A 24,580-nucleotide genomic window follows, 5' to 3' on the forward strand; every position below is an offset into this window, starting at 1 on the left:
CGGTCGTCCACAGGGCCTGTGGATAACCAGATTGGCTGACGGTGCCCGGGGGCCTACCGTGGTCCGGCGCTTGCTCCGTCCGTCGGCTTGTGAACCGTCACAAAACCGGCGCGTCAGAACCGGAGTTGGGCGTCTTATTTGTCAGTGCCGTGCCGTAGAAATGAGGGGCATGGCGAGGTCCGCTCGGCGGACGGGAGGAGGTGGCTCGGTGAGCATTTCCGAGCCCTTGGACGACCCGTGGGCCGACAGCGGTCCCAGTGATCGTCTGCCCGCCTCCCGCCGGCGTGAGGACAGCGTCCGAAGCCGCGAAGAGCAGCACGAGCGCGGCCGGGACAACGGAGCATGGGACGGGGCGGGATCCTCGTTCGAGAGGGTGCCGCCGCAGGACCTCGACGCGGAGCAGTCCGTCCTCGGCGGCATGCTCCTGTCCAAGGACGCCATCGCCGACGTCGTCGAGATCCTCAAGGGCCACGACTTCTACAAGCCCGCACACGAGACGGTCTATCAGGCGATCCTGGACGTCTACGCCAAGGGCGAGCCGGCCGACCCCATCACCATCGCCGCCGAACTCACCAAGCGCGGCGAGATCAACAAGGTCGGCGGGGCCTCGTACCTGCACACCCTCGTCCAGACCGTGCCGACGGCCGCCAACGCGGCGTACTACGCGGAGATCGTGCACGAACGTGCCGTCCTGCGCCGTCTGGTCGAGGCGGGCACGCGGATCACGCAGATGGGATACGCGGCCGACGACGACGTCGACGAGATCGTCAACCGGGCCCAGGCCGAGATCTATGCCGTCACCGAGCAGCGGACCAGCGAGGACTATCTGCCGCTCGGCGACATCATGGAGGGTGCGCTCGACGAGATCGAGGCGATCGGTTCGCGCAGTGGCGAGATGACCGGTGTCCCCACGGGCTTCACGGACTTCGATTCGCTGACCAACGGCCTGCACCCCGGTCAGATGATCGTCATCGCGGCTCGTCCGGCCATGGGTAAGTCGACGCTCGCGTTGGACTTCGCGCGAGCCGCCTCCATCAAGAACAACCTGCCGAGTGTCATCTTCTCGCTGGAAATGGGACGCAACGAGATCGCGATGCGTCTGCTGTCCGCCGAGGCACGTGTGGCGCTGCACCACATGCGGTCCGGCACGATGACGGACGACGACTGGACGCGACTGGCCCGCCGGATGCCGGACGTCTCCGCCGCCCCGCTCTACATCGACGACTCCCCGAACCTGTCGATGATGGAGATCCGCGCCAAGTGCCGCCGTCTGAAGCAGCGCAACGACCTCAAGCTGGTCGTCATCGACTACCTCCAGCTGATGCAGTCGGGCGGTTCCAAGCGGGCCGAGAGCCGTCAGCAGGAGGTGTCGGACATGTCCCGTAACCTCAAGCTGCTGGCGAAGGAGCTGGAGATCCCGGTCATCGCGCTGTCCCAGCTGAACCGTGGTCCCGAGCAGCGTACGGACAAGAAGCCGATGGTCTCCGACCTGCGTGAGTCCGGCTCCATCGAGCAGGACGCCGACATGGTCATCCTGCTGCACCGTGAGGACGCCTACGAGAAGGAGTCGCCGCGCGCGGGCGAGGCCGACCTGATCGTCGCCAAGCACCGTAACGGTCCGACCGCGACGATCACCGTCGCCTTCCAGGGCCACTACTCTCGGTTCGTGGACATGGCGCAGACCTGAGCCTCCTCGGGGAAATCGGCTCGACGCCGGATGCCGAGCCGGGTGGACTGGGGTCATGACGACACCTCAGGAAGAACTGCTTCCCGCCACCCGTCGATCCCTGCTGCACCGGATCGCGGTCGCCCAGGCGGAAGGACGCGCGCCGTCGCTCGTCGCGGCGGTCGTACGGGACGGGCGGACCGTGTGGCACGGTGCGCGGACATCGGTGGACGGGCACGGTCCGGACGAGAACACGCAGTACCGGATCGGCTCCATCACCAAGACCTTCACCGCCGTTCTCGTCCTGCGCCTGCGAGACGAGGGTGTGCTCGACCTCGGGGATCCGCTGGAGAAGCACCTGCCGGGCACCGGGGCGGGGGAGGCCACGATCGCCGAGCTGCTCGCGCACACGAGCGGCCTTGCCGCCGAGTCGCCGGCGCCGTGGTGGGAGCGGACTCCCGGCTCTCTGCGCCCGGAACTCGCCGATGTACTGGGCGAGCAGCCGTTCCTGCATCCGGCGGGCCGCCGGTTCCACTACTCGAATCCCGGCTACACGCTGCTCGGCGCGCTGGTCGAGAAGCTGCGCGGTGCTCCCTGGGAGGAGGTGCTGCGGCGAGAGGTACTCGAACCACTGGGCCTGAACCGTACGACCGGCCGGCCGCAGGCCCCCCATGCCGGTGGCTGGGCGGTGCATCCGTGGGCCGACGTGATGCTGGCGGAGCCCGCCGAGGACCTCGGACGGATGGCCCCGGCCGGTCAGCTCTGGTCAACGACGGGTGACCTGGCGCGTTTTGCCGCCTTTATGGCCAAGGGGGACGACAAGGTACTGAGCGCGGCGACCGTGCGGGAGATGCGGAAGCCCGCCGCGCCGGCCGAGACCACGGATGTCATGGACGGCATGACGTACGGCCTCGGGCTGCAGATCCAGTACTGGGGCGGGCGGTTGCTCGTCGGGCACTCCGGCTCGCTGCCGGGCTTCCTGGCGAACCTCACCATCGGTGTGGAGGACGATGTGGCGGCGGTGGTGCTGGCCAACTGCACCTCCGGCCCGATGCTGTCCGTGGTGGGCGCCGACCTGGTCCGTATCGTCGCCGAGGCCGAGCCGCGGATGCCCGAGCCGTGGCGCCCATTGCAGGAAGTCGACACCTCCGTACTGGAGTTGGCCGGGCAGTGGTACTGGGGGACGCATGCGTTCGCCCTGCGGCTGACCCCCGACGGGGGAGTCTCGCTGGAGCCACTGTCGGGCAACGGTCGGCGCTCGCGCTTCCGGGCGAACGGTGACGGCACCTGGACCGGGCTGGAGGCGTACTACGCCGGAGAGGTGCTCCGGGCGGTGCGACGTCCGGACGGGACCGTGAGTCATCTGGATCTCGGGTCGTTCGTGTTCACGCGTCAGCCGTACGACGAGGGGGCTCCGGTGCCGGGAGGCGTGGCTCCGGAGGGATGGCGGGGGATCGGTTAGGCAGTCCCTGCCCTGGTCATGCGCCCTGTTTCACGTGAAACAGGGCGCCGCCGCGGGAGGAGCCATCCGTCAGAGCTGGAGTTTGAAGCCCCTGTGTGAGGCCGAGAAGCCGAGTCGTTCGTAGAAGCGGTGCGCATCGGTGCGGGTGTTGTCGGACGTCAGCTGGACCAGTTGGCACCCCTGCCGACGGGATTCGTCGATCGCCCACTCGATCAGTCGGGTGCCCAGGCCGCTGCCGCGCTCGTCGGCATCGATGCGCACTCCTTCGATGATCGACCGCGTCGCGCCGCGCCGGGACAGCCCGGGAATGATCGTCAATTGGAGCGTGCCGACGACACGGCTCTCACGGACGGCGACCACCAGGTGCTGGTTCGGATCGGCGCCGAGCCGTTCGAACGCGGTCAGGTAGGGGCTCATGTCGTCCGGTGTCTCTCGCTGGGCGCCCAAGGGGTCGTCGGCGAGCAGGGCGACGATCGCGGGGACGTCCTCTTTGACGGCGGGCCGTATCTCAAGATCTTCCATGGCCGCACCCTAAGCAGGGAACGCCGAGGAAGGCACGGGAGCCTCCAGCGTCTCCACGACCGGTCGGGGTCGGCGGCGGGGTGTCGGAGCACGACCACGCCTTCGCCTCGGCCGCCGTGCAGGCCCTCGCCCGGGGGCAGCCCCACGTCTGCCTGAACGCGGGTCTTGCGAGAACACGAACGCCGGTCCCCGAGAAGCCTTCGGGGACCGGCGTCGTCGTATCGGAAGATGGTCAGCCCGCCGCCACGGTCAGTGGGGCGAACCGCCGGCTCCAGTCCCCCGGCAGCTCGGTGATGCCGTACGTCATGACCGCGTTGAAGGCGACAGAGACGAGACCTCGCTCCTTCACCCAGGTCAGGAGCTCCTCGTGGCGCACGTCGATGTCGGTGCGCAGTGGCCGGTCGGTTCGGGAGGCCAGGGACATGACCAGAGCCTTTGCTGTCTCGGTGTCACGGGCGACCAGCGGGCCCACGACGTGCGTGTCCATGTTGGGCCAGGCGGCGGCGTAACCGATCAGCCGGCCGCCGTCCTCGGCGACGCACAGATGGTCGGCGAATGCGGGCAGTCGCGTGATGACGTGCGTGCGGTCGGCACCGAAGACCTCCTCGTCGAGCCTGAGGATGGCGGCGATGTCCTCGGCTGTGGCAGCACGTGTGGCGATCCGGGGCGCGGGCCCGCCCGGTGTGAGGTGTCCCCGCACCATTTCCGCCCGGCCGGTGGTCTTGAAGCCGAGCTCCTCGTAGAGCGGCCGGCCGTACGGGGTGGCGTGCAGGGTCAGGGGGGTGGTGCCCATCGCCGAGACGACGTGGCGCATCAGGCGGCGTCCGACGCCCTGGCGGGCATGCCGCTCGGCGACCAGCACCATGCCGACGGCCGCGAGCGAGGGACGTTCCTGCGGCCCGTACTCCGTGACCGCGCAGGCGGTGACAAGGCCGCCGCCGGGGTCGTCGATCCCGTAGCCCTTCCCGGCTGTGAGGAGGAGGCCCCACTTGTGCTCTTCGCGTGGCCACCCCCGGTCCTCGGACAAGTCGGCGCAGGCGGTGAGATCGCGGAGCGTCAGACGGCGGATGGGCAGCGAGGCGAGGGAAGGAGTCGGCACGCAGGTCAGGCTGTCCGACAGGGGCCGCCCGCGTCCACCTCTTTCCGGAGGGTCATGCGACCTTTTGGCCATGTCGTGGCCGTATGCACAGCGCCCCGACACCTGCCGGACGTCAGGGGGCCGGCCGGCCGCTGCCGTCGGTGTCAGCCGAGGTCGGGGGCGTGCATGGCTCGCACCCCTTCGATGTTGCCGTCCAGGTAGTGCCGCAGCGACAGCGGTACCAGGTGGACGGAGGCGATGCCGACGCGGGTGAACGGTACCCGGACGATCTCGTACTCGCCCGCCGGCTCCTCGACCTCCGGGCCGTGCCGCAGGGACGGGTCCATGGACTCCAGACGGCAGACGAAGAAGTGCTGAACCTTCACTCCGGTGGCGCCGCCGTCTTCGCCGATGTGCTCCACCGTGTCCACGAAGCAGGGGACCACATCAGTGATCTTGGCGCCGAGTTCCTCGTACACCTCGCGGTGCAGGGCGTCGACGACGGTCGTGTCCCTTGGTTCGACCCCGCCTCCGGGGGTGACCCAGTAGGGATCGACGCCGGGCTTGGTGCGCTTGATCAGGATCAGGTCGTCACCGTCCAGGAGAACGGCGCGGGCGGTGCGCTTGACCACGGGTCGGACGGTCATGGGAGAAATGTGGCCCGGCTGGTTCCACGTGAAACATCGGGGACGGAACGTCCCTCAGGGCACTCCTCGTCGGCATCCCCGCGGCCGGTCACGCCCGGCCCGGCTCCGTTTCCTCAGTTCCAGTCGGCGGCCGCGCGCAGCAGCGATTCATGGGCCCGCCCGATGTGCGGCATCGCCAGGGTGCCGGTACGCACCACCAGGAAGTACGTCCGTAGCGGCGGCACCGCCGGCTCGTACAGGGCGACGACCTCACCACGTTCCAGAGCTGCCGCGCACAGATAGCGCGGCAGTACTGCGAGCCCGGCGCCCGTGACCACGCAGGCCAGCACCGCGCGTAGGTCGGGGACGACGACCGTGCCCGGAGCGGCAGGGCAGGAGTCGAAGACGGACGCCCAGTAGCGGGAGACGAGGGGCAGCGACTCGTGCACTTCGACCACGGGGACGTGTTTCAGCGCGAGGGCCGCGTCGTGCCGGAGTGCTCCGGTGTCGATCCGTTCCGTCCAGTGCGGCGACGCGACCAGGACATGCTCCTCGTCACAGAGCGGAGTCGCCGTGAGCAGAGCGCCGCGCGGCCGGGCCGTTCCGATGGCCAGATCATGATGTCCGGCGGCGAGCCCCTCCAGGGTCTCCTCGGCGTTTCCGAAGGAGGCCCGCAGGGTGAAGCCATGACCGTCTTCGCCGGTCAGCTCGGCGAGCGCGGGCAGCGCCCGCTCGGCGGTGAATTCCGGTGGCCCGGCGAGATGCAGTGTCCGCAGGGAGGAGCCGTCGTCCAGGCCGGTTTCGGTGATCTCGACCAGGGCGTCGAGATGCGGCGCGGCCTTGTGGGCGAGTTCGTCTCCGATGGTCGTCGGCGTGACACCACGGGCCTGCCGCAGGAACAGGGGGCGTCCGAGCTGCCGTTCCAGCGTGCGGATCTGGGAGGTGACGGCCGGCTGGGACAGGCCGAGCAGCGCGGCCGCGCGGGTGAAGGAACCGGCCCGGTGCACGGTCACGAAGGTGCGCAGCAAGGCCAGATCCACGGAAAACCCTTCCCCTCTTCTGCCCTTCTCCCGGCCTCCGACCGTGCCCAACTATAAATATGTCGATAGGTCGCTGTCGCTACGGTGATTGGACACTGACACTGAGTCAACTAGCCTTGGTCGCGCGGTTCTTCGCGCGCGGAACCGAGGACGGTCCGAGCCATGAGGGGGGAGGCTCGGACCGTCCGCCGTACCCGGCCGGACGTCCGCCGAGGACGCGCGGCGGCGGTCAGCCGGCCGATTCCTCCAGAGCCCGCAGCAGGTCGGCCACCAGGTCGTCGGGGTCTTCCGCGCCGACCGAGAGGCGGACGAAGCCTTCCGGCACCGCGTCGCCGCCCCAGCGTCCCCGCCGCTCGGCCGTGGACCGCACGCCGCCGAAGCTCGTCGCGTCGTCCACGAGCCGCAGGGCGTCGAGAAAACGATCGGCACGCGCGCGCGTGGGCAGCGTGAAGGAGACCACGCACCCGTAGCGCCGCATCTGCTGCGAGGCGATCTTGTGCGAGGGGTCGTCGGGCAGCCCCGGATACCGCAGCCCGTTGACCTCGGGCCGCGCCCGCAGCACCTCGGCGACCTTCAGCGCGGTGGCGTTCTGCCGGTCCACGCGCAGCTGGAGGGTGGAGATCGAGCGGTGCGCGAGCCACGCCTCCATGGGGCCCGCGATGGCCCCGACGATCTTGCGCCAACGCCGTACGGCGGCCATGGCCTCGGCGTCACGTCCGGCGACGTATCCCAGGAGGATGTCGCCGTGGCCGGTGAGCTGCTTGGTGCCGCTGGCCACGGAGAAGTCGGCGCCGAGCTCCAGCGGGCGCTGGCCGAGCGGTGTGGCCAGCGTGTTGTCGACGGCGACCAGGGCGCCACGTGCGTGTGCCGCCTCGACGAGCCGCCTGACGTCGCAGACGTCGAGCCCCGGGTTGGACGGCGTCTCGATCCACAGCAGCTTCGCCCCGTCCAGGACGTCGAGCTGGGCGTCGCCGCCGGTCGGTGCGGTGCGCACCTGAACGCCGTACGCCTCCAGCTGGGCGCGGACCAGTGGCAGCACCTGGTAGCCGTCGCTGGGCAGGACGACCGTGTCCCCTGCCTGCAGCTGCGAGAACAGCACCGACGAGATCGCGGCCATGCCGGAGGCGAACACGAGCGTCTGGACGTCTTCGCGCCCGGGCGCCTCCAGCTCGCCGATGGCCTGCTCGAGATGGGCCCAGGTCGGGTTCTCGTCCCGGCCGTAGGTGTACGGACCGGTGGGATCACCCGGGAGATGGAAGTGGGCGGCGAACACCGGACCGGGCAGGGTCGGCTCGTGCTTGACCGGCTCGGGGAGCCCGGCGCGCACCGCGCGCGTGCCGTCGCCGGTGTCGGCGGCGAACGCCTCCGCCCCCGTAGAGCCCCCGTTGTCTGTAGCGGAATCGCTCATGCCGCCCGTCCTTCCACGTGCTCGCGTACCGCGGCGAGCAGTCCGGTGCTCGCCGCCTCCACCATCTCAAGGCATTGCTCGAAGCCGTCCACGCCCCCGTAGTACGGGTCCGGAACGTCGAGGTCGCCGCTGTCGACGGCCGGGTCGTACGACCGCAGCAGGCGCACCTTGGCCGCGTCCTGCTCCGTGGGAGCGAGGCGGCGCAGGGCCCTGGCGTGGCCGGCGTCGAGGGCGACGACCAGGTCCAGGCGGGAGAACCAGGAGGGCTGGAACTGCCGGGCCGTGTGGTCGATGCCGTAGCCGTTCTCCTCCAGTACGGCCACGGTGCGCGGGTCGGCGCCCTCGCCCTCGTGCCAGCCACCCGTACCGGCGCTGTCGGCCTCGACCAGGTCCCCGAGCCCGGCCTCTTCCACGCGCGCGTGGAAGACGGCCTCGGCCATCGGCGAGCGGCAGATGTTGCCGGTGCACACGAAACAGACGCGGTAGGTCATGGGGCTCAGTCCTTGTCGGGCAGGAACGCGTTCAGGGCCCAGGAGACGATCGAGACGATCAGACCGCCCAGTACCGCGGTCCAGAATCCCTCCACGTGGAAGCTCAGGTCGAGCTTGTCGGCCACCCACGAGGTGAGCAGCAGCATGAGCGCGTTGACCACCAGCGTGAACAGGCCGAGCGTCAGGACGAACAGCGGGAAGGTGAGCACCCGCACGATCGGCTTGACCAGGAGGTTCACCAGGCCGAAGACCAGGGCGACGAGGATCAGCGTGACGGCCTTCTCGCCCGTGCTGCCTCCGGTCAGCGTGATCTTGTCGAGCAGCCACACGGCGACTGCCAGGGCCCCCGCGTTGGCGATCGTCTTGACTAGGAAATTCATCATGTGTCTGATCGTGGCAGACGTGATCGGAATCGAACGGTGAGGCAGGGGCGGACGAGGCGATGAAGGCATTCCGGCTGGACGAACTGGAGGCGGAGCGTGCCGCCAACGACGGTGCCTATCTGCAGTTCCTGCGGGAGAGGAACATGTCGGTCGGCCTGTACGCCCTCGACGCGGGCACGTCCGATCCCCAGAAGCCGCATGAACAGGACGAGGTCTACTTCGTGGTGAGCGGCCGCGCCGCGATCACCGTCGGCCTGGAGACCACCCAGGTGGCCCGGGGCAGCGTGGTGTACGTACCGGCGGGGGTCGCCCACAAGTTCCATCACATCAGCGAGGACCTGCGGGTGCTCGTGGTGTTCTCTCCGCCCGAGAGCTGAGCCGCCGCGTCGGGGTTCCCTAAGGGTTCGGTCAGGGGAGGACAAGGGATCCGAGGCCCCCGTCCGGACCTCTGCCGCCCTAGCATCGAGGCAGGACATCAGGCAGATGACCGGACTTCGAAGAACCCGGCGCTCGGACGGGTGGAGAGGCAAGGACGAGGGCGATGCGAGAGATCTTCACGGGACTGCCGTGGTGGGTGAAGTGGATTGCGGTGCCGGTCATCGCCCTGGTGGTGTTCGGCGGCCTGATCGCGAGCGTCGTCGGCTTCGTGATCGGGCTGCTCTTCAAGGTGCTGGTCTTCGTGGCACTCGTCGGCGGACTGATCTACGTCGTACGCAAGTTCACGTCGAGTTCGTCGTCGCGCAGCGACTGGTGAGAGCCGTGGGACACCGGTGGCGGTAACAGGAATCGCCGGTTCCCTCGCGCGAGGGAAGTTTCCGTGACGAGCTGCCTACGAGCGGTGACCGGCGGTTAGAGTCCGGAACTCCACGCGGGGGCCACCCCGCAACGGGCGTACACCCCCACCCGTGTTCCCCGCACGGGGCAGCCCCCTCGCGCTTCGGGAGTCACCCTTGGCCACGGCTGATACCGCACCTGCCCAGCTGCACCCGCTCCCTGTGCAGCCCCACCCCACACCCCCCGCCGCGGACCCGCCGACCGTGACCCTCATCGGGTCCGTGCAGCGCGCGATGCGCCTGCTGGAGTGCGTCGCCGAGCACGCGTACGGAGCGCCGGCCAAACAGCTGGCCCGTGAGACCGGGCTGGCCCTGCCGACGGCGTACCACCTGTTGCGCACCCTCGTGCACGAGAAATACCTACGCCGTGAGAAGGGCCTGTTCTTCCTCGGAGAGGCCGCAGAGCGGCTGGCCGGCAGCGGTGCCGCGCAGAAACGTCGCGGCACGGTCGTCGACGCGCTGGCGCGCTGGCGGGACGCGATCGGTGTCCCCGTGTACTACGCCATGTACCGCGACGGCGAGATCGAGATCATGTGCGTCTCCGACACCCCGGGCAACCCGGCGGTCGAGGAGTGGGCCGATTTCCGGGAGACCGGGCACGCACACGCCATCGGGCAGTGCCTGCTGTCGCAGCTCGACGAGGAAGCCCGCCGTGACCACCTCGACCGCTATCCCGTGCAGCCAGTCACTCCGTACACGGTGCGTGACGGCAGCATCCTGCTGAAACGGCTGGAGCGCATGCAGCGGATGGCACCGGTGACCGAGAGCCAGGAGTACGCCCTGGGGACGGTCTGTGCGGCGATCCCGATCACGCTCGGCACCACGGCCGCGACCATGGCCATCTCCCTGCCCTCGAATCAGGCCGACCGGCTGGTGCCGGCAGTGCAGCGTTTGCAGGAAGAAATGGGGCGTCTTCTGGGGTCGCTGGCGATCTCTATCAGTATCTGAAAACTCACTCCTTGTGATCTGGTGTGTACGTTCAGCAAGATGCCACCAGTGTAAGAGGTTTGATTCCCGGCCAGTCGACGGCGAATGACGGGGTAGGCGATGGGCGAGTCCGTACAGGCAGAGGTCATGATGAGCTTTCTCGTTTCCGAGGAGCTCTCCTTCCGCATCCCGGTGGAGCTGCGTTACGAGTCCTGTGATCCCTATGCCGTGCGGCTCACCTTCCATCTGCCCGGGGATGCACCGGTGACCTGGGCCTTCGGCCGTGAGTTGCTGGTCGACGGGGTGGGCCGGCCGTGTGGTGACGGTGATGTGCGTATCTCGCCCGTGGACCCGGAGCCGCTGGCGGAGGTGCTGATCCGCCTTCAGGTCGGCAGCGACCAGGCGCTGTTCCGTTCCTCGGCGGCCCCGCTGGTGGCCTTCCTGGACCGCACCGACAAGCTGGTGCCGCTGGGCCAGGAGGGTGCCCTCGCCGACTTCGACGCGCACCTCGACGAGGCGCTGGACCGCATCCTGGCGGAGGAACAGAGCGCCGGCTGAACCGTTACGGCGGCCGTGCGGCGGTGGCGTAACGCTTCGCCGGGGCTGCCGTAACTTGCAGAAACGATTCTTCCGTGGTTCCCGGGAGGGCCGGCCGCACCGGTCCCGGCCTCAGCGCTTGCGTCGGCGGCCCCGCCCACCGCGCGCCGGAACCGGTCCCGTGGCCGCCGCCGGGCCGGCCGGCCGGTCGGCGGAGACGACCAGCGCGGCGAGGGCGGTGGTGACCGGAACCGAGGCCACGAGCCCGATCGAGCCGACCAGCGTGCGGACGATCTCCTCGGCGACCAACTCGCTGTTGGCGACCGTCCCCACGCCGCTCTGCGCGATCGAGAACAGCAGCAGGAGTGGAAGAGCGGCGCCCGCATAGGCGAGCACCAGCGTGTTGACGACGGAGGCGATGTGGTCGCGGCCGATGCGGATGCCCGCGCGGTACAACCCGCGCCAGCCCATCGTCGGGTTGGCCTCGTGCAGTTCCCAGACCGCCGAGGTCTGGGTGACCGTCACGTCGTCGAGGACACCGAGCGAACCGATGATGACGCCGGCGAGCAGCAGACCGCTCATGTCGATCGACGGGTACAGGCCGTGGATCAGACCGGTGTTGTCGTCCGTGTTGCCGGTGAGCGCCGCCCAGCCGATGAACAACGAGCCCAGGACGCCGATCAGCAGCAGCGAGATCAGGGTGCCGATCACCGCCACGGACGTACGGGCCGACAGGCCGTGGCAGAGATACAGGGCGATCAGCATGATGGCGCTCGACCCGATCACCGCCACCAGCAGCGGGTTCGACCCCTGCAGGATCGCGGGAAGGATGAAGAAGTTCAGCACCAGGAAGCTGATGGCGAGCGAGACCAGGGCCATGACGCCCCGCAGCCGGCCGACGACCACGACGGCCAGCGCGAAGATGCCGGCCAGCAGGGCCAGGGGGAGCCGGCGGTTGATGTCGGTCACCGAGTACTGGAGGTCCTTCGGCGCGGAGGGCTCGTAGGCGACCACGACCTCCTGTCCCTCGTGCAATTGCCGTGACTGGTCCGGCTGCACGATCTCGGTGAACGTACGGCCCTTGTCCTTGCCGGTGTCCACGCGGATCGTGGCCCGCTTGCAGGTGCCGTTCGCCTGCTGCACCGCGGAGGAGCCCTCCGCGGTGGAGGTGTCGCCGGTCGGGGTGCTCCCCGAGGCGTTGACGGAGGCACAGCTCAGCTCGACCACTTTGGTGACCGTGGCCTGTTGCGTCTGCCGGTCGAAGCCGACGCCGGTGCGCTCGTGCGGCGGCGCGCCACCCGGCCAGAGGACCGCGAGACCGACCACGACCGCCGCGGCGAACGGGATGAGGACCGCCGCGATGATTTTCCGCAGGTGCCGGGAGACGGGCGCCGCCGGCCCGTGGCTGTGGCCGTGGGAGTGCCCGTGACCCTCACCCGGCCCGTGTCCGTCACCGGGCCCGTGTCCGCCACCGGACCCGCGCCCTCCACCCGGCCCTCGGCCTCCCCCCGAGCCACGGCCGCCACCACCCCAGCCACCACCGCCTCCGCCTCCGTGCGTGCCGCCGGAGGCATGGCCGTCGTGACGGCCGCTGCCGTCCTCGGCGTCCGGGCCGTAGTGGGGCTCGTGCGGCGGGTAGGGGGGATGCTGCGTCGTGGTCACCGACCGATCATCGCAAGAACGAGGGGGGCCCTCTGTTCACCGCGCCCGATTTGACGCTAGCGTGGAGGCACCTTTGTACACGCGGGAGCTCGGAGCACCGGGCTGAGAGGGCGCTGACCTCCGTCCCAGCGATGTTTCACGGGAAACATCACCGAAGCAGAGTGATGTTCCCCACGAAGCGTCGGCAGACGGAAACCGCTGCGTCGACCGCCGAACCTGTTACCGGGTAATGCCGGCGTAGGGAGTAGGTCTCATGACCATCAAGGACGCACGCACGCCTGCCTCCACGCACGACACGACGGAGACGTCGACGGACGAGGAGAGCGGGAAGTCCATCGGCTGGCACAAGGCGTACGTCGAGGGCTCACGCCCCGACCTGCGGGTGCCGGTCCGTCAGGTGCACCTCACCAACGGACAGTCGGTCACGCTCTACGACACCTCGGGCCCGTACACCGATCCGCTCGTCGACACCGATGTCCGCCGGGGCCTGCCGCCGCTGCGGGAGAACTGGATCATCGCCCGCGGCGACACCGAGGAGTACGCGGGGCGCCCCGTCCGTCCCGAGGACGACGGGATCAAGCACACCTCTCCACGCGGTGGACTGCGCAACCTCGACGCGGTCTTCCCCGGACGGCCGCGCCAGCCGCGCCGGGGCCGTGAGGGCACCGCGGTGACCCAACTCGCGTACGCGCGCCGAGGAGAGATCACGCCCGAGATGGAGTACGTGGCCATCCGGGAGAACGTGTCGCCGGAGGTCGTGCGCGAGGAGATCGCCGCGGGCCGCGCGGTGCTGCCCGCCAACGTCAACCACCCGGAGATCGAGCCGATGATCATCGGCAAGCGGTTCCTGGTGAAGGTCAACGCCAACATCGGCAACTCGGCGGTGACGTCCTCCATCGAGGAGGAGGTCGAGAAGATGACCTGGGCGACCCGTTGGGGCGCCGACACGGTCATGGACCTGTCCACCGGCCGCAACATCCACACCACTCGCGAGTGGGTGCTGCGCAACTCCCCCGTGCCCATCGGCACGGTCCCCCTCTACCAGGCCCTCGAAAAGGTCGACGGCAGGGCCGAGGAACTGACCTGGGAGATCTACAAGGACACGGTCATCGAGCAGGCCGAGCAAGGCGTGGACTACATGACGGTCCACGCGGGCGTGCGCCTGGCGTACGTACCGCTGACGGCGAACCGCAAGACCGGCATCGTCTCGCGCGGCGGCTCGATCATGGCGGCCTGGTGCCTGGCGCACCACAAGGAGTCGTTCCTGTACGAGAACTTCGAGGAGCTCTGCGAGATCCTCGCCGCGTACGACGTCACCTACTCCCTCGGCGACGGCCTCCGGCCGGGATCGATCGCGGACGCCAACGACGAGGCGCAGTTCGCGGAGTTGAGGACGCTCGGGGAACTCAACCGGATCGCGAAGCGTTTCCACGTTCAGACCATGATCGAGGGCCCGGGCCACGTCCCGATGCACAAGATCAAGGAGAACATCGACCTTCAGCAGGAGATCTGCGATGAAGCTCCGTTCTATACGCTCGGCCCGCTGACGACGGACGTCGCGCCCGCTTACGACCACATCACCTCCGGCATCGGTGCCGCGATGATCGCCTGGTGGGGTACGGCCATGCTCTGCTACGTCACACCCAAGGAGCACCTGGGCCTGCCCAACCGTGACGACGTCAAGACCGGCGTCATCACCTACAAGATCGCTGCCCATGCCGCCGACCTCGCCAAGGGTCACCCCGGTGCACAGGAGTGGGACGACGCGTTGTCGGACGCGCGCTTCGAGTTCCGGTGGGAGGACCAGTTCAATCTCGCCCTCGACCCGGACACGGCACGGGAGTTCCACGACGAGACGCTGCCGGCCGAGCCCGCCAAAACGGCCCACTTCTGTTCGATGTGCGGCCCGAAGTTCTGCTCGATGAAGATCTCGCAGGACATCCGGCGCGAGCACGGCGGTACCAAGGCCGAGATCGAGGAGGGCATGGCCCAGAAGTCGAAGGAGTTCGCGGCCGCGGGCAACCGCGTGTATCTGCCGATCGCGGACTGACGCGATGAGGGAGGAGGGGGCAGAACGGTCCGGCTTGCCCCCTCCCGCCCGGGGGTCTGTTCTCGGCAGACTGGCCCCCATGACAGCCAGATCGCTGAGCAAGGGCGCCAACCTCGCCGTCGACTCCCCCGCGGTCCGTGTCGAACTCGCCTGGTCCGCCGCGCCCGGTGTGCCCGAGGTCGACGCCTCGGCCCTGCTGGTGGGCGCGGCCGGCCGGGTACGGGACGACGGCGACTTCGTCTTCTACAACCAGCCGCGCCATGCGTCCGGGGCCGTGCGGCACCTGGGCAAGCGAAGTGACTCCGGTGCCCGTGTCGCGACCGACTCCGTCGAGGTGGACTTCCGTTCACTGGAGCCGGCCGTCGAACGCATCGTCCTGTGCGCGTCGGCCGACGGAGGGACGTTCGGGCAGGTGCCCGGGTTGTCGCTGCGGTTGCTGGACGCCGGGAGCGGGGCCGAGCTGGCCCGCTTCGACATGGCGGCCGAGACCGAGACGGCGTTCATCGGCGGCGAGCTGTACCTGCGCCAGGGGAAGTGGAAGTTCCGCGCGGTCGGCCAGGGGTACGCCTCCGGGCTCGCGGGGCTGGCCACCGACTTCGGCATCACCGTCGACGACGCTCCCCCGCCCGCCCCCGCCGTGTCGGCGCCGACCGTACCGCCACCGTCCGTACCGCCGTCACCGCCCGCGCACCCGGTGCAGCCCGCGCCCCACACGGCGCCACCGTCCGCCGCACCCACCGGCCCGCGTCTGACCAAGGGCGAGGAGCGGCTGCCCGTGGACATGCGTAAGCGGCTGTCCCTGCGCAAGGAGCAGGTGGCGGTCAGCCTGACCAAGCACGGGGCCGCCGGTGTCACGGCGCGCGTCGTCCTCGTCCTCGACGCCTCCGGCTCCATGTCCTTCCTCTACTCCAAGGGCGTGGTGACGGACGTCGTGGAGCGGATGGCCGCCGTCGCCGCGCAGTTGGACGACGACGGCGAGATGCAGGCATGGACCTTCGCCTCGAACCCGGCGCGCCTGCCCGATCTGCGCCTGGGCGAGCTGCCCGAATGGCTGCGACTGCACGTGCGTGTGGGGGAGATGGGCCTCTTCCGCCGTGGCAGGAAGAAGGGGCTCCACCCCGATCAGGTGGACATGCGCGACGTCGGCATCCAGAACGAGGAGCAGAAGGTGATCGCGGAGGTCCGCGCCTTCGTCCGGGGCAACCCCGCCGCCGTTCCGACCTTGGTGCTGTTCTTCTCCGACGGAGGCGTCTATCGCAACGCCGAGATCGAGCGGGAGCTGCGGGAGGCGGTGGAGGAGCCGATCTTCTGGCAGTTCGTGGGGCTGGGCCGGTCCGACTACGGGGTGCTGGAGCGATTCGACACCCTGCCCGGACGCCGCGTCGATAACGTCGGATTCTTCGCCGTGGACGACATCAGCACCGTCCCCGACCCGGAACTGTACGACCGTCTGCTGTCCGAGTTCCCGTCCTGGATCACCGCCGCCCGCGGTGCGGGCATTCTCTGAACGGCACGCGGACGGGATCGCGGGGCACACCGGCGTGCGCTCCCCGGAGGCACAGCCTCCCGAGAGGGGAGCGCAGGCCGGTGGCTACTTCGGACGGTGCTCCGGGCCACCGAAGTCCGGGCTGGTGTAGTCCGGGCTCGAGTAGCGCGGGCGCGGGCCCGCGGCGGGACCGTCGTCGGGGCTGGTGAACCCCGGGCGGTCGTAGCCGAGGTGCGGGATGCGGCTGGTGGTCGGGGCTGCCGGTGCCGTGGGGCGCAGGGAGGTCGCCGTGTTCGGGTCGGCGAGCGCCTCGCGCAGGAACGGCATGATGCCGCGCTCCAGCAGGGCTTCGAGCCAGGCTTCCCTGGCCCGGGCCAGCTCCCCGTCGAGTTCGCCGTGGGGCCCTGCCTTGGCCGAGGGGCGGTTGCGCAGCGCGGTGAGCAGCAGCCCCACGGCGGCCACGAGGATCGCGACCGCCGTCACGGCGCCGAACACCCAACCAGTGGTGAGCATGGTCCGGGCGAACGTCTGCTCGGGATCGAGCATCTTCAGGACGTAGCCGACGAGCAGGAAGATCGCCGCTGCCGTACCCGCCAGGACGGGTGCGAGGACGGCGACGACGGCGATCGCGCCGGCGCCGGCCGTCTCGGTGGCGACCTCACCCATGGTGGCGGCGAGCCCCACCCCGTTCGCGTCCGACTCGGCGGAGCCGGTTTCGCGCGCGGAGGGCGACGGACCGGCCGGCCGGCGCATTTCCTCGCGGACCTTCACGTAGTGCTGGTACTCGGTGGCCGCCGCCGCCGTGATGAGCGCGGAGGCGTTGAGTGCCATGGTGCGCAGTTGTTCCGAGTTGAGCCGCTGTCCGACAGCGGTCAGTTCCGGGCGGTGTGGTGCGGAGCGCAGCGCCTCATCGAGGATCCGCTCGTACTCTTGGCGGTCCTCGCTCGACAGGTGCTGCGGAACGCTGTTCATGTGCATCCCCCGATGCTCCGTAGGGCTTGGGGCTCGCATGCCAACGAGCCGTCGGGCAGAAACGGAGGGGAGCCTGCTACGGATAAGCCGATGGTAGAGCGGTGACGGCGTACGGTGACAGGGGGTTTCCAGAAATTGGGTGCCGGCCTGTACGGACGCCGTCGGGGAGAAGCTCGTTCGGTGAACGGTCAGTCGTCGAGCGGCAGTTGCTGGACCAGCAGCTTTCCGGCCATGGTCACGCCGCCGTCCATCGCGATGGCCAGCCCGTCGGCGTAGACGTGGGGTCCGTCGACAGCGGTGCGGTTGTCGTCCTCGCCGTCCTCGGAGCCGACCTCGCCCAGCAGATAGGGGATGGGGCTGTGGCCGTGAACGATGCGGGTGCCGCCGTACGTATCCAGCAGTGAGCGCACGGCGTCGGCGCCACCCTCGTCACGGAAGGAGAAGCGCTTGGTGAACTTGCGGAACAGGTCCCACACCTCGTCCGCGTCGTTGCGGGTGAGCGTTTCGCGGACGGTGTCGTTGACCTCCTCGATGGAGCGGCCGTAGTCGAGGTAGGCGGTGGTGTCGGAGTGGACGAGGAGGTGGCCGTCGACCTCTTCGAGGGCGTCGAGCCGGGCCATCCACTGCAGGTGGTGGTCCTGCAGGCGGTCCATGTCCGTCTTCTGCCCGCCGTTCAGCAGCCAGGCCGCCTGGAAGGTGGCGGTGCCCGCGCCGGAGTTGACGGGCGTGTCGCCGAACCGCTTGGCGCCGAGCAGCAGCAGTTCGTGGTTGCCCATGAGGGCCTTGCAGTAACCGCCCGCCGCGGCGGCCTCGGCGGACAGCCGCATCACCAGGTCGATGACGCCGATGCCGTCGGGTCCGCGGTCCGTGAAGTCGCCGAGGAACCACAGCCTGGTGGTGCCCGCGCACCACTGCCCTGCGGCGTCGATGAGGCCCTTCTCCCGCAGGGCGGTGGTCAGCTCGTCGAGGTAGCCGTGCACGTCGCCGACGACGTAGAGGGGGCCAGGGCCCGTGGCGGGCTGCGGGGCGGGGTCCGGGACCTGCACGGGGTCGACGGTCACCTGGACCGTGTCGCCCCGGTTGATGACGGGCAGGTCGCGCTGGGTGGGCGTGTATCCCTCGGGGTACGTGTCCTCGTACGGCTCCTCCGCGGGCGCGGCGGGATCGGCCGGAGGCGTCCCCGGGGCGTACGGACCGGCCTCGTGGACGTACGCGGGCACCCGGAAGTCGCGCAACGTCGCCGTCCGCTCCGCTTCGGGTCCCTGACCGGCCCCCTGAGTCATCGACCCCTCCACCATTGCGCCGCATCTGCACCGGTTCGGACTGCCTGGTCGCAGCGGCCCGCGGTGTCGTGGGCCCATCATAGGAATGCGGATCGCGCTGTGTGATGACCCAGGGGTGGTGAATCAGAGCAGGACTCCGGTTCACCGTGGCTTTCGCCCCGATTGGACGGGCTTCGCCCGTCCGCGACCGTGGCGTGATCGTCCCGGTGACGGCCGTGCGGCCCACGCGGACGACGGTCCCGCTCCCCGTGTCGTGCCGCCGCTGTGATGCCCGTCGCGGCTCCGGGCGCGTTCGGTGTCCGGAGCCGGCGTTCCACGTGTCCCGTGCCCTATTCGCCCTCGGGTGACCGCGGCGGGCTGACCGTCGTGCGCTGCGGGCGGCGCTGGGACGACGTCCGCACGATCAGCTCGGTCGATATCACCTGCTCGACCGGCTGGTCCGGCTGGACTCCTTCGATGGCGTCGATGAGCAGCTGGACCACGGCCGTGCCGATCCGGCGCGGTTTCAGGGAGAGCGTGGTGATGGGCGGCTCGGTGTTGGCGTACATGGTCGACTCGCTGCAGCAGACCAGCAGCAGGTCCTCCGGCACGCGCAGCCCGTAGCGGCGGGCGGCGGCGAGCAGATCGGTGCCGTTGGGGTCGAAGAGGCCGTAGACGGCGTCGGGGCGGTCGGGGCGGGCGAGCAGCCGGTCGGCGGCCACCGCGCCCGCGCACGGATCGTGCGCCGGGTAGGCCTCGTACACCGGATCCTGGCCGACCCGTTCGCACCAGTGCAGGTACGCGGTGGTCGACAGGTGGGTGTAGGTGTCGGTCGTGGTCCCGGTGAGCAGCCCGATGCGACGGGCGCCGGCGGCGGCCAGGTGGTCGAGGATGCCGAGTACGGCGGCCTCGTGGTCGTTGTCCACCCAGGCGGTGACGGGGAGCGAGCCGGCCGGGCGCCCGTCGGAGACGACGGGTAAACCCTGGCGGACCAGTTCGCTGACGACCGGATCGTGGTCGGAGGGGTCGATGACGACCGTGCCGTCCAGGGCCACGTTGGACCAGACGTCGTGGCGGGAGGTCGCGGGGAGGATGACGAGGGCGTAGCCGCGGGCGAGCGCGGCGGAGGTGGCGGCGCGCGCCATCTCGGCGAAGTACGCGAATTCGGTGAAGGTGAAAGGTTCATCCCCGTACGTCGTCACGGTCAGGCCGATGAGTCCCGACTTGCCGGTGCGGAGCGTACGGGCGGCGGCCGAGGGGCGGTAGCCCAGTCGGTCGGCGACCTCGCGGACATGGCGCCGGGTGGCATCCGGGAGCCGGCCCTTGCCGTTGAGGGCGTCGGAGACGGTTGTGATGGAGACTCCGGCGGCGGCGGCCACGTCCCTGATGCCCGCCCGGCCCGGCCGGCTGCCTCGACGTGAGGTTTCCGCGCGGCTCACCTGGTGCTTCCCTGCTGCTGTCATGGCGAGCCGATAGTAGGGCTCATGCGGTGGGGTAGGGCGGACGCATATGCACGCGTTGACAGGCACGTTTTTGCAAGATCATTTGATGTCAATGCCCTTGGAAACTAAGACGATTGGCCACGCGTACCCCAGTACGTGACGTGTCGGCGTGCGAGGGCCTGCCAAGTCGCCGATGTTGCGAAGAGGTCTCAACTCACCTTCACGGGGGATGCGCGCCACGGCGTGAGCTACCGGCGCATAGATATATGTGCGGCGCGCCCCCGAATCATGCGCCTTCGTACGGTGATGCCCGTGATGCCAGTGGGGCGCAGGAGGTCGTCCCTCACCTATACGCAGCGGCGCCGAATCCTCATAAGGTGAGAAGTATTCGATGCCGGTGGTGGTCACGAGGAGGACTGCGGTGAGCGAGACGAGCCCCAAGCTGCGCGCCGAGCTGGAGGGTATTCCCACCTACAAGCCGGGCAAGCCCGCCGCGGCCGACGGGCCGGTGGCCTACAAGCTGTCCTCCAACGAAAACCCCTATCCGCCGCTGCCGGGGGTGATGGAGACGGTGACGGCCGCGGCCTCATCGTTCAACCGTTACCCGGACATGGCCTGTACGGCCTTGATGAACGAGCTGTCGGATCGGTTCGGCGTCCCGCTCTCCCACCTGTCCACCGGAACCGGGTCGGTCGGCGTGGCCCAGCAGCTGATCCAGGCGACCTCCGGCCCCGGTGACGAGGTGATCTACGCCTGGCGCTCCTTCGAGGCGTACCCGATCATCACGCAGATCAGTGGTGCCACGTCGGTGCGGGTGCCGCTGACGCCGGGTGATGTGCACGACCTGGATGCGATGGCGGCCGCGATCACCGACCGGACCCGGCTGATCTTCGTCTGCAACCCCAACAACCCGACGGGCACCGTGGTGCGGCGGGCCGAGCTGGAGCGGTTCCTCGACCGGGTGCCCGACGACGTGCTCGTCGTTCTCGACGAGGCGTACCGCGAGTTCATCCGCGACCCCGAGGTGCCGGACGGTGTCGAGTTCTACCGCAACCGGCCCAACGTGTGTGTCCTGCGGACCTTCTCCAAGGCGTACGGACTCGCCGGCCTCCGCGTCGGTTTCGCGATCGCCCACGAGCCGGTGGCGGCGGCCCTGCGCAAGACGGCGGTGCCCTTCGGGGTGAGCCAGCTCGCGCAGGAGGCGGCGATCGCCTCGCTGCGTGCCGAGGACGAGCTGCTGGGCCGGGTCGGCTCGCTGGTGTGCGAGCGCAAGCGCGTGGTCGACGCGCTCCGTGCTCAGGGCTGGACGGTGCCGGAGACCCAGGCCAACTTCGTGTGGTTGCGGCTGGGGGAGCGCACGGTCGCGTTCGCGGAGGCGTGCGAGCAGGCCGGCGTGGTCGTCCGGCCGTTCCCGGGCGAGGGTGTGCGGGTCACGGTCGGGGAGAGCGAGGCGAACGACATCTTCGTGAAGGTGGCGGAGGAGTTCCGCAAGGAGTCGTAGGACTGTCGGGCGTCAGGTCGGCCCTTGGCGCTCAGGGGTCGATGAGTTCCACGCGCACCGGGTCGCCGTCGCGCACCGAGGCCAGCAGGCGGGGGTCGCCGTCGAGGCGGCCGAGGACGTTGCACGGGCTCGCGAGGCGGCACTCGTCGCCCCTGGAAATCGGCGTCGGCCCATAAGGGAGTGCCAGGGCGTCGCCGTCGGTCCAGAAGGCGACGGTGCCCGGGTCGACCACCTGCCGGGCGTCCGTTTCACGTGAAACAGACACGCCTGTGTCGAAGTACACCTCCTCGCCCCAAGTGCGGGCGGCGGAGGTGAGCGGCAGTGCCTTGAGGAGGGCCTGCGTGCTCGGGGTGTCGTCGAGGCCCGCGGTGAGGTGACCCGCGGGCCAGGAGATCCGTATCCGTGTCTGCCGTGTGATCGGCGCCTCTGTGGCCATGCGCGGATTCAACAAGATGTTGAAGTCCCTGCCAAGGGGTTGACGTCACAGGGGACCCCCCTTCCGGCGTCGAAAATCGGTACGTCATAATTGCTTGTGAATGTGAACGCGTTCACAAGCGTGTCTGGTTGCTCCCACATTAGGTGCTTCATACACGTACAAACTGCCGTTGGACCACGGCGATGTAAGGAGACCGACGACGTGGACATGGCTTTGGCGCCGGAGACGCTGGCGCGCTGGCAGTTCGGTATCACCACCGTCTACCACTTCCTGTTCGTCCCCCTGACGATCTCCCTGGCCGCCCTCACGGCCGGACTGCAGACCGCCTGGGTCCGAACAGGCAAGGAGAAGTACCTCAAGGCGACGAAGTTCTGGGGCAAGCTCTTCCTGATCAACATCGCCATGGGTGTGGTCACCGGCATCGTGCAGGAGTTCCAGTTCGGCATGAACTGGTCCGACTACTCCCGGTTCGTCGGTGACGTCTTCGGTGCGCCGCTCGCATTCGAGGCCCTGATCGCCTTCTTCTTCGAGTCCACCTTCATCGGTCTGTGGATCTTCGGCTGGGACAAGCTGCCGAAGAAGATCCACCTGGCCTGCATCTGGATGGTCTCGATCGGCACTCTCCTGTCGGCGTACTTCATCCTCGCGGCCAACTCCTGGATGCAGCACCCCGTCGGCTACCGGTTCAACGAGGAGAAGGGCCGCGCCGAACTCACCGACTTCTGGCAGGTCCTCACCCAGAACACCACGCTCAACCAGGTCTTCCACAGCTTCTCGGCGGCCTTCCTGACGGGTGGCGCCTTCATGGTGGGCATCGCCGCCTTCCACCTGATGCGCAAGAAGCACATCCCGGTGATGCGGACGTCGCTGCGGCTCGGCCTGGTCACCCTGGCGGTCGGTGGCATGCTCACCGCCGTCAGCGGAGACACCCTCGGCAAGGTCATGTACGAGCAGCAGCCGATGAAGATGGCCGCCGCCGAGGCGCTGTGGGACGGCGAGCAGCCGGCGCCGTTTTCCGTGTTCGCCTACGGGGACGTCGACAAGGGCCACAACAAGGTCGCCCTGGAGATACCCGGCCTGCTGTCCTTCCTCGCCCACAGCGACTTCGAGTCGTACGTGCCCGGCATCAACGACACCAACGAGGCCCTCCAGGAGAAGTTCGGGCCCGGGGACTACAAGCCCATCGTTCCCGTCGCCTACTGGGGCTTCCGCTGGATGATCGGCTTCGGCATGGCGTCCTTCTCCCTCGGCCTGCTGGGGCTGTGGCTCACACGGAAGAAGTTCCTGTTGCCGGCCGCCTTCCGGACCGGGGAGGACGAGGTGCCCCACCTGGTGCTGCTGAAGAAGCCGCTCGGGTCGAGGCTCACCCGGCTCTACTGGCTCGTGGCGCTGTGGACGATGGCGTTCCCGCTGATCGCCAACTCCTGGGGCTGGATCTTCACCGAGATGGGCCGGCAGCCGTGGGTCGTCTACGGCCTGTTCCAGACCCGCGACGCGGTCTCCCCCGGTGTCTCCACAGCCGAGGTCCTCACCTCGATGATCGCCTTCACCCTGCTCTACGCCGTCCTGGCCGTCATCGAGGTCAAGCTGCTGGTCAAGTACGTCAAGGCCGGGCCGCCCGAGCTCACCGAGGCCGACCTCAACCCGCCCACGAAGATCGGCGGCGACCCCCGTGACGCCGACAAGCCGATGGCCTTCTCGTACTAGGCCGAGGGAGCTGCACAGTCATGGAACTGCACGACGTCTGGTTCGTTCTGATCGCCGTCCTGTGGACCGGCTACTTCTTCCTGGAGGGCTTCGACTTCGGGGTCGGCGTGCTCACCAAGCTGCTCGCCCGGAACCGGGCCGAGAAGCGGGTGCTGATCAACACGATCGGTCCGGTCTGGGACGGCAACGAGGTGTGGCTGCTCACGGCCGGCGGTGCGACCTTCGCCGCCTTCCCCGAGTGGTACGCGACGCTCTTCTCCGGGTTCTACCTGCCGCTGCTGGCGATCCTGCTCTGCCTGATCGTCCGCGGTGTCGCCTTCGAGTACCGGGCGAAGCGGCCCGAGGAGCACTGGCAGCGCAACTGGGAGACCGCGATCTTCTGGACCTCGCTGATCCCGGCGTTCCTGTGGGGTGTCGCCTTCGGCAACATCGTGCGGGGCGTGAAGATCGACCAGGATCTGGAGTACGTCGGTACCGTCTGGGACCTGCTCAACCCGTACGCCCTCCTCGGCGGCCTGGTGACGCTGACGCTGTTCACCTTCCACGGAACGGTGTTCACGGCGCTCAAGACCGTCGGAGAGATCCGCGAACGGGCGCGGGCGCTGGCGCTCCGTCTCGGCATCCCCACGGCCGTGCTGGCCCTGGTCTTCCTGGGCTGGACCCAGGTCGACAACGGCGACGCCAAGAGCCTGGTCGCGCTGGTGGTGGCCGTCGCCGCACTGGTCGCCGCCCTGAGGGCGAACCAGGCCGGGCGTGAGGGATGGTCGTTCGCGCTGTCCGGCGTCACCATCGTGGCAGCCGTGGCGATGCTCTTCCTGACGCTCTTCCCGAACGTCATGCCGTCCACGCTGGACCCGGACTGGAGCCTTACCGTCACCAACGCCTCGTCCAGCGCCTACACCCTGAAGATCATGACCTGGCTGGCGGCGATCGCCACGCCGGTGGTCCTGCTCTACCAGGGCTGGACGTACTGGGTGTTCCGCAAGCGGATCGGTACCCAGCACATCGCGGAACCCGCGCACTGAGTCCGTCACGGCGAGTTGGTCATGGGGTGTGTTTCACGTGAAACGCACCCCTCGGGACCGAAGG

General features: G+C 69.1%; 23 protein-coding genes. 11 read left to right on the forward strand and 12 right to left on the reverse strand.

Translation table 11 applies throughout. The features are described 5' to 3' along the window. The first annotated feature begins 208 nt into the window (after positions 1 to 208). The gene (gene dnaB / locus IE260_RS06935; RefSeq protein ID WP_189869580.1) at positions 209 to 1,687 is read left to right on the forward strand and encodes a replicative DNA helicase; all 1,479 of its coding nucleotides are present in this window, start codon (positions 209 to 211) and stop codon (positions 1,685 to 1,687) included. Positions 1,688 to 1,742: 55 nt separating this feature from the next. Next, positions 1,743 to 3,128, forward strand: coding sequence for a serine hydrolase domain-containing protein (locus IE260_RS06940; RefSeq protein ID WP_189869581.1), 1,386 nt, complete (start codon positions 1,743 to 1,745; stop codon positions 3,126 to 3,128). 69 nt (positions 3,129 to 3,197) lie between these two features. Here the strand turns inward: IE260_RS06940 and IE260_RS06945 are convergent, their stop codons facing one another. The 7 genes from IE260_RS06945 to IE260_RS06975 form a co-directional block, all read right to left on the reverse strand. Beyond that, a complete protein-coding gene (locus tag IE260_RS06945) occupies positions 3,198 to 3,650 on the reverse strand; it encodes a GNAT family N-acetyltransferase (protein ID WP_189869582.1) in 453 nt (150 codons plus the stop codon). Between the two features lie 232 nt (positions 3,651 to 3,882). Further along, entirely contained in the window at positions 3,883 to 4,749 is an 867-nt protein-coding gene (locus IE260_RS06950) for a GNAT family N-acetyltransferase (protein ID WP_189869583.1), read from the reverse strand. 143 nt (positions 4,750 to 4,892) lie between these two features. Then, positions 4,893 to 5,375 (reverse strand): NUDIX domain-containing protein, encoded by a 483-nt coding sequence (locus IE260_RS06955; protein WP_189869584.1) that lies wholly within the window; start codon positions 5,373 to 5,375, stop codon positions 4,893 to 4,895. A gap of 113 nt (positions 5,376 to 5,488) precedes the next feature. Continuing rightward, positions 5,489 to 6,394, reverse strand: a complete 906-nt coding sequence (locus tag IE260_RS06960) for a LysR family transcriptional regulator (protein WP_189869585.1) — start codon at positions 6,392 to 6,394, stop codon at positions 5,489 to 5,491. Between the two features lie 229 nt (positions 6,395 to 6,623). Next, positions 6,624 to 7,802 carry a cystathionine gamma-lyase gene (locus IE260_RS06965; protein WP_189869586.1) on the reverse strand — a complete coding sequence of 393 codons (1,179 nt, stop codon included), beginning with the start codon at positions 7,800 to 7,802 and terminating at the stop codon, positions 6,624 to 6,626. After that, positions 7,799 to 8,293, reverse strand: coding sequence for a low molecular weight protein-tyrosine-phosphatase (locus tag IE260_RS06970; protein ID WP_189869587.1), 495 nt, complete (start codon positions 8,291 to 8,293; stop codon positions 7,799 to 7,801). Before IE260_RS06970 ends, IE260_RS06965 begins: the two co-directional genes overlap by 4 nt. 5 nt (positions 8,294 to 8,298) lie before the next feature. Next, positions 8,299 to 8,676, reverse strand: coding sequence for a phage holin family protein (locus IE260_RS06975; RefSeq protein WP_189869588.1), 378 nt, complete (start codon positions 8,674 to 8,676; stop codon positions 8,299 to 8,301). Between the two features lie 59 nt (positions 8,677 to 8,735). On the opposite strand from IE260_RS06975, the gene IE260_RS06980 reads away from it, so the two are divergent. The 4 genes from IE260_RS06980 (at position 8,736) to IE260_RS06995 (ending at position 10,994) form a co-directional block, all read left to right on the forward strand. After that, entirely contained in the window at positions 8,736 to 9,053 is a 318-nt protein-coding gene (locus IE260_RS06980) for a cupin domain-containing protein (RefSeq protein WP_189869589.1), read from the forward strand. A gap of 164 nt (positions 9,054 to 9,217) precedes the next feature. After that, the gene (locus tag IE260_RS06985) at positions 9,218 to 9,430 is read left to right on the forward strand and encodes a DUF5326 family protein (RefSeq protein WP_020271174.1); all 213 of its coding nucleotides are present in this window, start codon (positions 9,218 to 9,220) and stop codon (positions 9,428 to 9,430) included. 301 nt (positions 9,431 to 9,731) lie between these two features. Next, a complete protein-coding gene (locus IE260_RS06990; RefSeq protein WP_308434644.1) occupies positions 9,732 to 10,457 on the forward strand; it encodes an IclR family transcriptional regulator in 726 nt (241 codons plus the stop codon). A 99-nt stretch (positions 10,458 to 10,556) separates the two neighbouring features. Further along, entirely contained in the window at positions 10,557 to 10,994 is a 438-nt protein-coding gene (locus tag IE260_RS06995) for an SsgA family sporulation/cell division regulator (RefSeq protein ID WP_189869590.1), read from the forward strand. Between the two features lie 111 nt (positions 10,995 to 11,105). Here IE260_RS06995 and IE260_RS07000 read toward each other — a convergent pair whose 3' ends face one another. Next, a complete protein-coding gene (locus IE260_RS07000; protein WP_189869591.1) occupies positions 11,106 to 12,635 on the reverse strand; it encodes a YibE/F family protein in 1,530 nt (509 codons plus the stop codon). Positions 12,636 to 12,888: 253 nt separating this feature from the next. Between IE260_RS07000 and thiC the strand changes: the two genes are divergently transcribed. Then, positions 12,889 to 14,685: a phosphomethylpyrimidine synthase ThiC gene (thiC, locus tag IE260_RS07005; RefSeq protein WP_229880474.1), complete on the forward strand. Its 1,797-nt coding sequence runs from the start codon at positions 12,889 to 12,891 to the stop codon at positions 14,683 to 14,685. A 79-nt stretch (positions 14,686 to 14,764) separates the two neighbouring features. Beyond that, positions 14,765 to 16,192 carry a VWA domain-containing protein gene (locus tag IE260_RS07010; protein WP_189869592.1) on the forward strand — a complete coding sequence of 476 codons (1,428 nt, stop codon included), beginning with the start codon at positions 14,765 to 14,767 and terminating at the stop codon, positions 16,190 to 16,192. A gap of 84 nt (positions 16,193 to 16,276) precedes the next feature. Here the strand turns inward: IE260_RS07010 and IE260_RS07015 are convergent, their stop codons facing one another. The 3 genes from IE260_RS07015 to IE260_RS07025 form a co-directional block, all read right to left on the reverse strand. Continuing rightward, positions 16,277 to 17,149: a hypothetical protein gene (locus tag IE260_RS07015; RefSeq protein WP_189869593.1), complete on the reverse strand. Its 873-nt coding sequence runs from the start codon at positions 17,147 to 17,149 to the stop codon at positions 16,277 to 16,279. 182 nt (positions 17,150 to 17,331) lie between these two features. After that, positions 17,332 to 18,441: a metallophosphoesterase gene (locus IE260_RS07020; RefSeq protein WP_268254918.1), complete on the reverse strand. Its 1,110-nt coding sequence runs from the start codon at positions 18,439 to 18,441 to the stop codon at positions 17,332 to 17,334. A gap of 314 nt (positions 18,442 to 18,755) precedes the next feature. Then, on the reverse strand, positions 18,756 to 19,868 hold the full coding sequence (locus IE260_RS07025; RefSeq protein WP_189869595.1) for a LacI family DNA-binding transcriptional regulator: 1,113 nt from the start codon (positions 19,866 to 19,868) through the stop codon (positions 18,756 to 18,758). Between the two features lie 400 nt (positions 19,869 to 20,268). Here IE260_RS07025 and hisC point away from each other — a divergent pair, with 400 nt between their 5' ends. Continuing rightward, complete coding sequence (hisC, locus tag IE260_RS07030) at positions 20,269 to 21,348, forward strand: histidinol-phosphate transaminase (RefSeq protein ID WP_189869596.1); 1,080 nt, start codon at positions 20,269 to 20,271, stop codon at positions 21,346 to 21,348. A 31-nt stretch (positions 21,349 to 21,379) separates the two neighbouring features. Here hisC and IE260_RS07035 read toward each other — a convergent pair whose 3' ends face one another. Further along, positions 21,380 to 21,784: a cyclophilin-like fold protein gene (locus tag IE260_RS07035; RefSeq protein WP_189869597.1), complete on the reverse strand. Its 405-nt coding sequence runs from the start codon at positions 21,782 to 21,784 to the stop codon at positions 21,380 to 21,382. Between the two features lie 201 nt (positions 21,785 to 21,985). On the opposite strand from IE260_RS07035, the gene IE260_RS07040 reads away from it, so the two are divergent. Beyond that, positions 21,986 to 23,491, forward strand: a complete 1,506-nt coding sequence (locus IE260_RS07040; RefSeq protein ID WP_189869598.1) for a cytochrome ubiquinol oxidase subunit I — start codon at positions 21,986 to 21,988, stop codon at positions 23,489 to 23,491. Positions 23,492 to 23,511: 20 nt separating this feature from the next. Then, positions 23,512 to 24,516, forward strand: coding sequence for a cytochrome d ubiquinol oxidase subunit II (gene cydB, locus IE260_RS07045; protein ID WP_189869599.1), 1,005 nt, complete (start codon positions 23,512 to 23,514; stop codon positions 24,514 to 24,516). The last annotated feature ends 64 nt before the right edge of the window (positions 24,517 to 24,580 follow it).

The organism is Streptomyces viridiviolaceus, from assembly GCF_014650995.1.
GTDB lineage: Bacteria > Actinomycetota > Actinomycetes > Streptomycetales > Streptomycetaceae > Streptomyces > Streptomyces viridiviolaceus.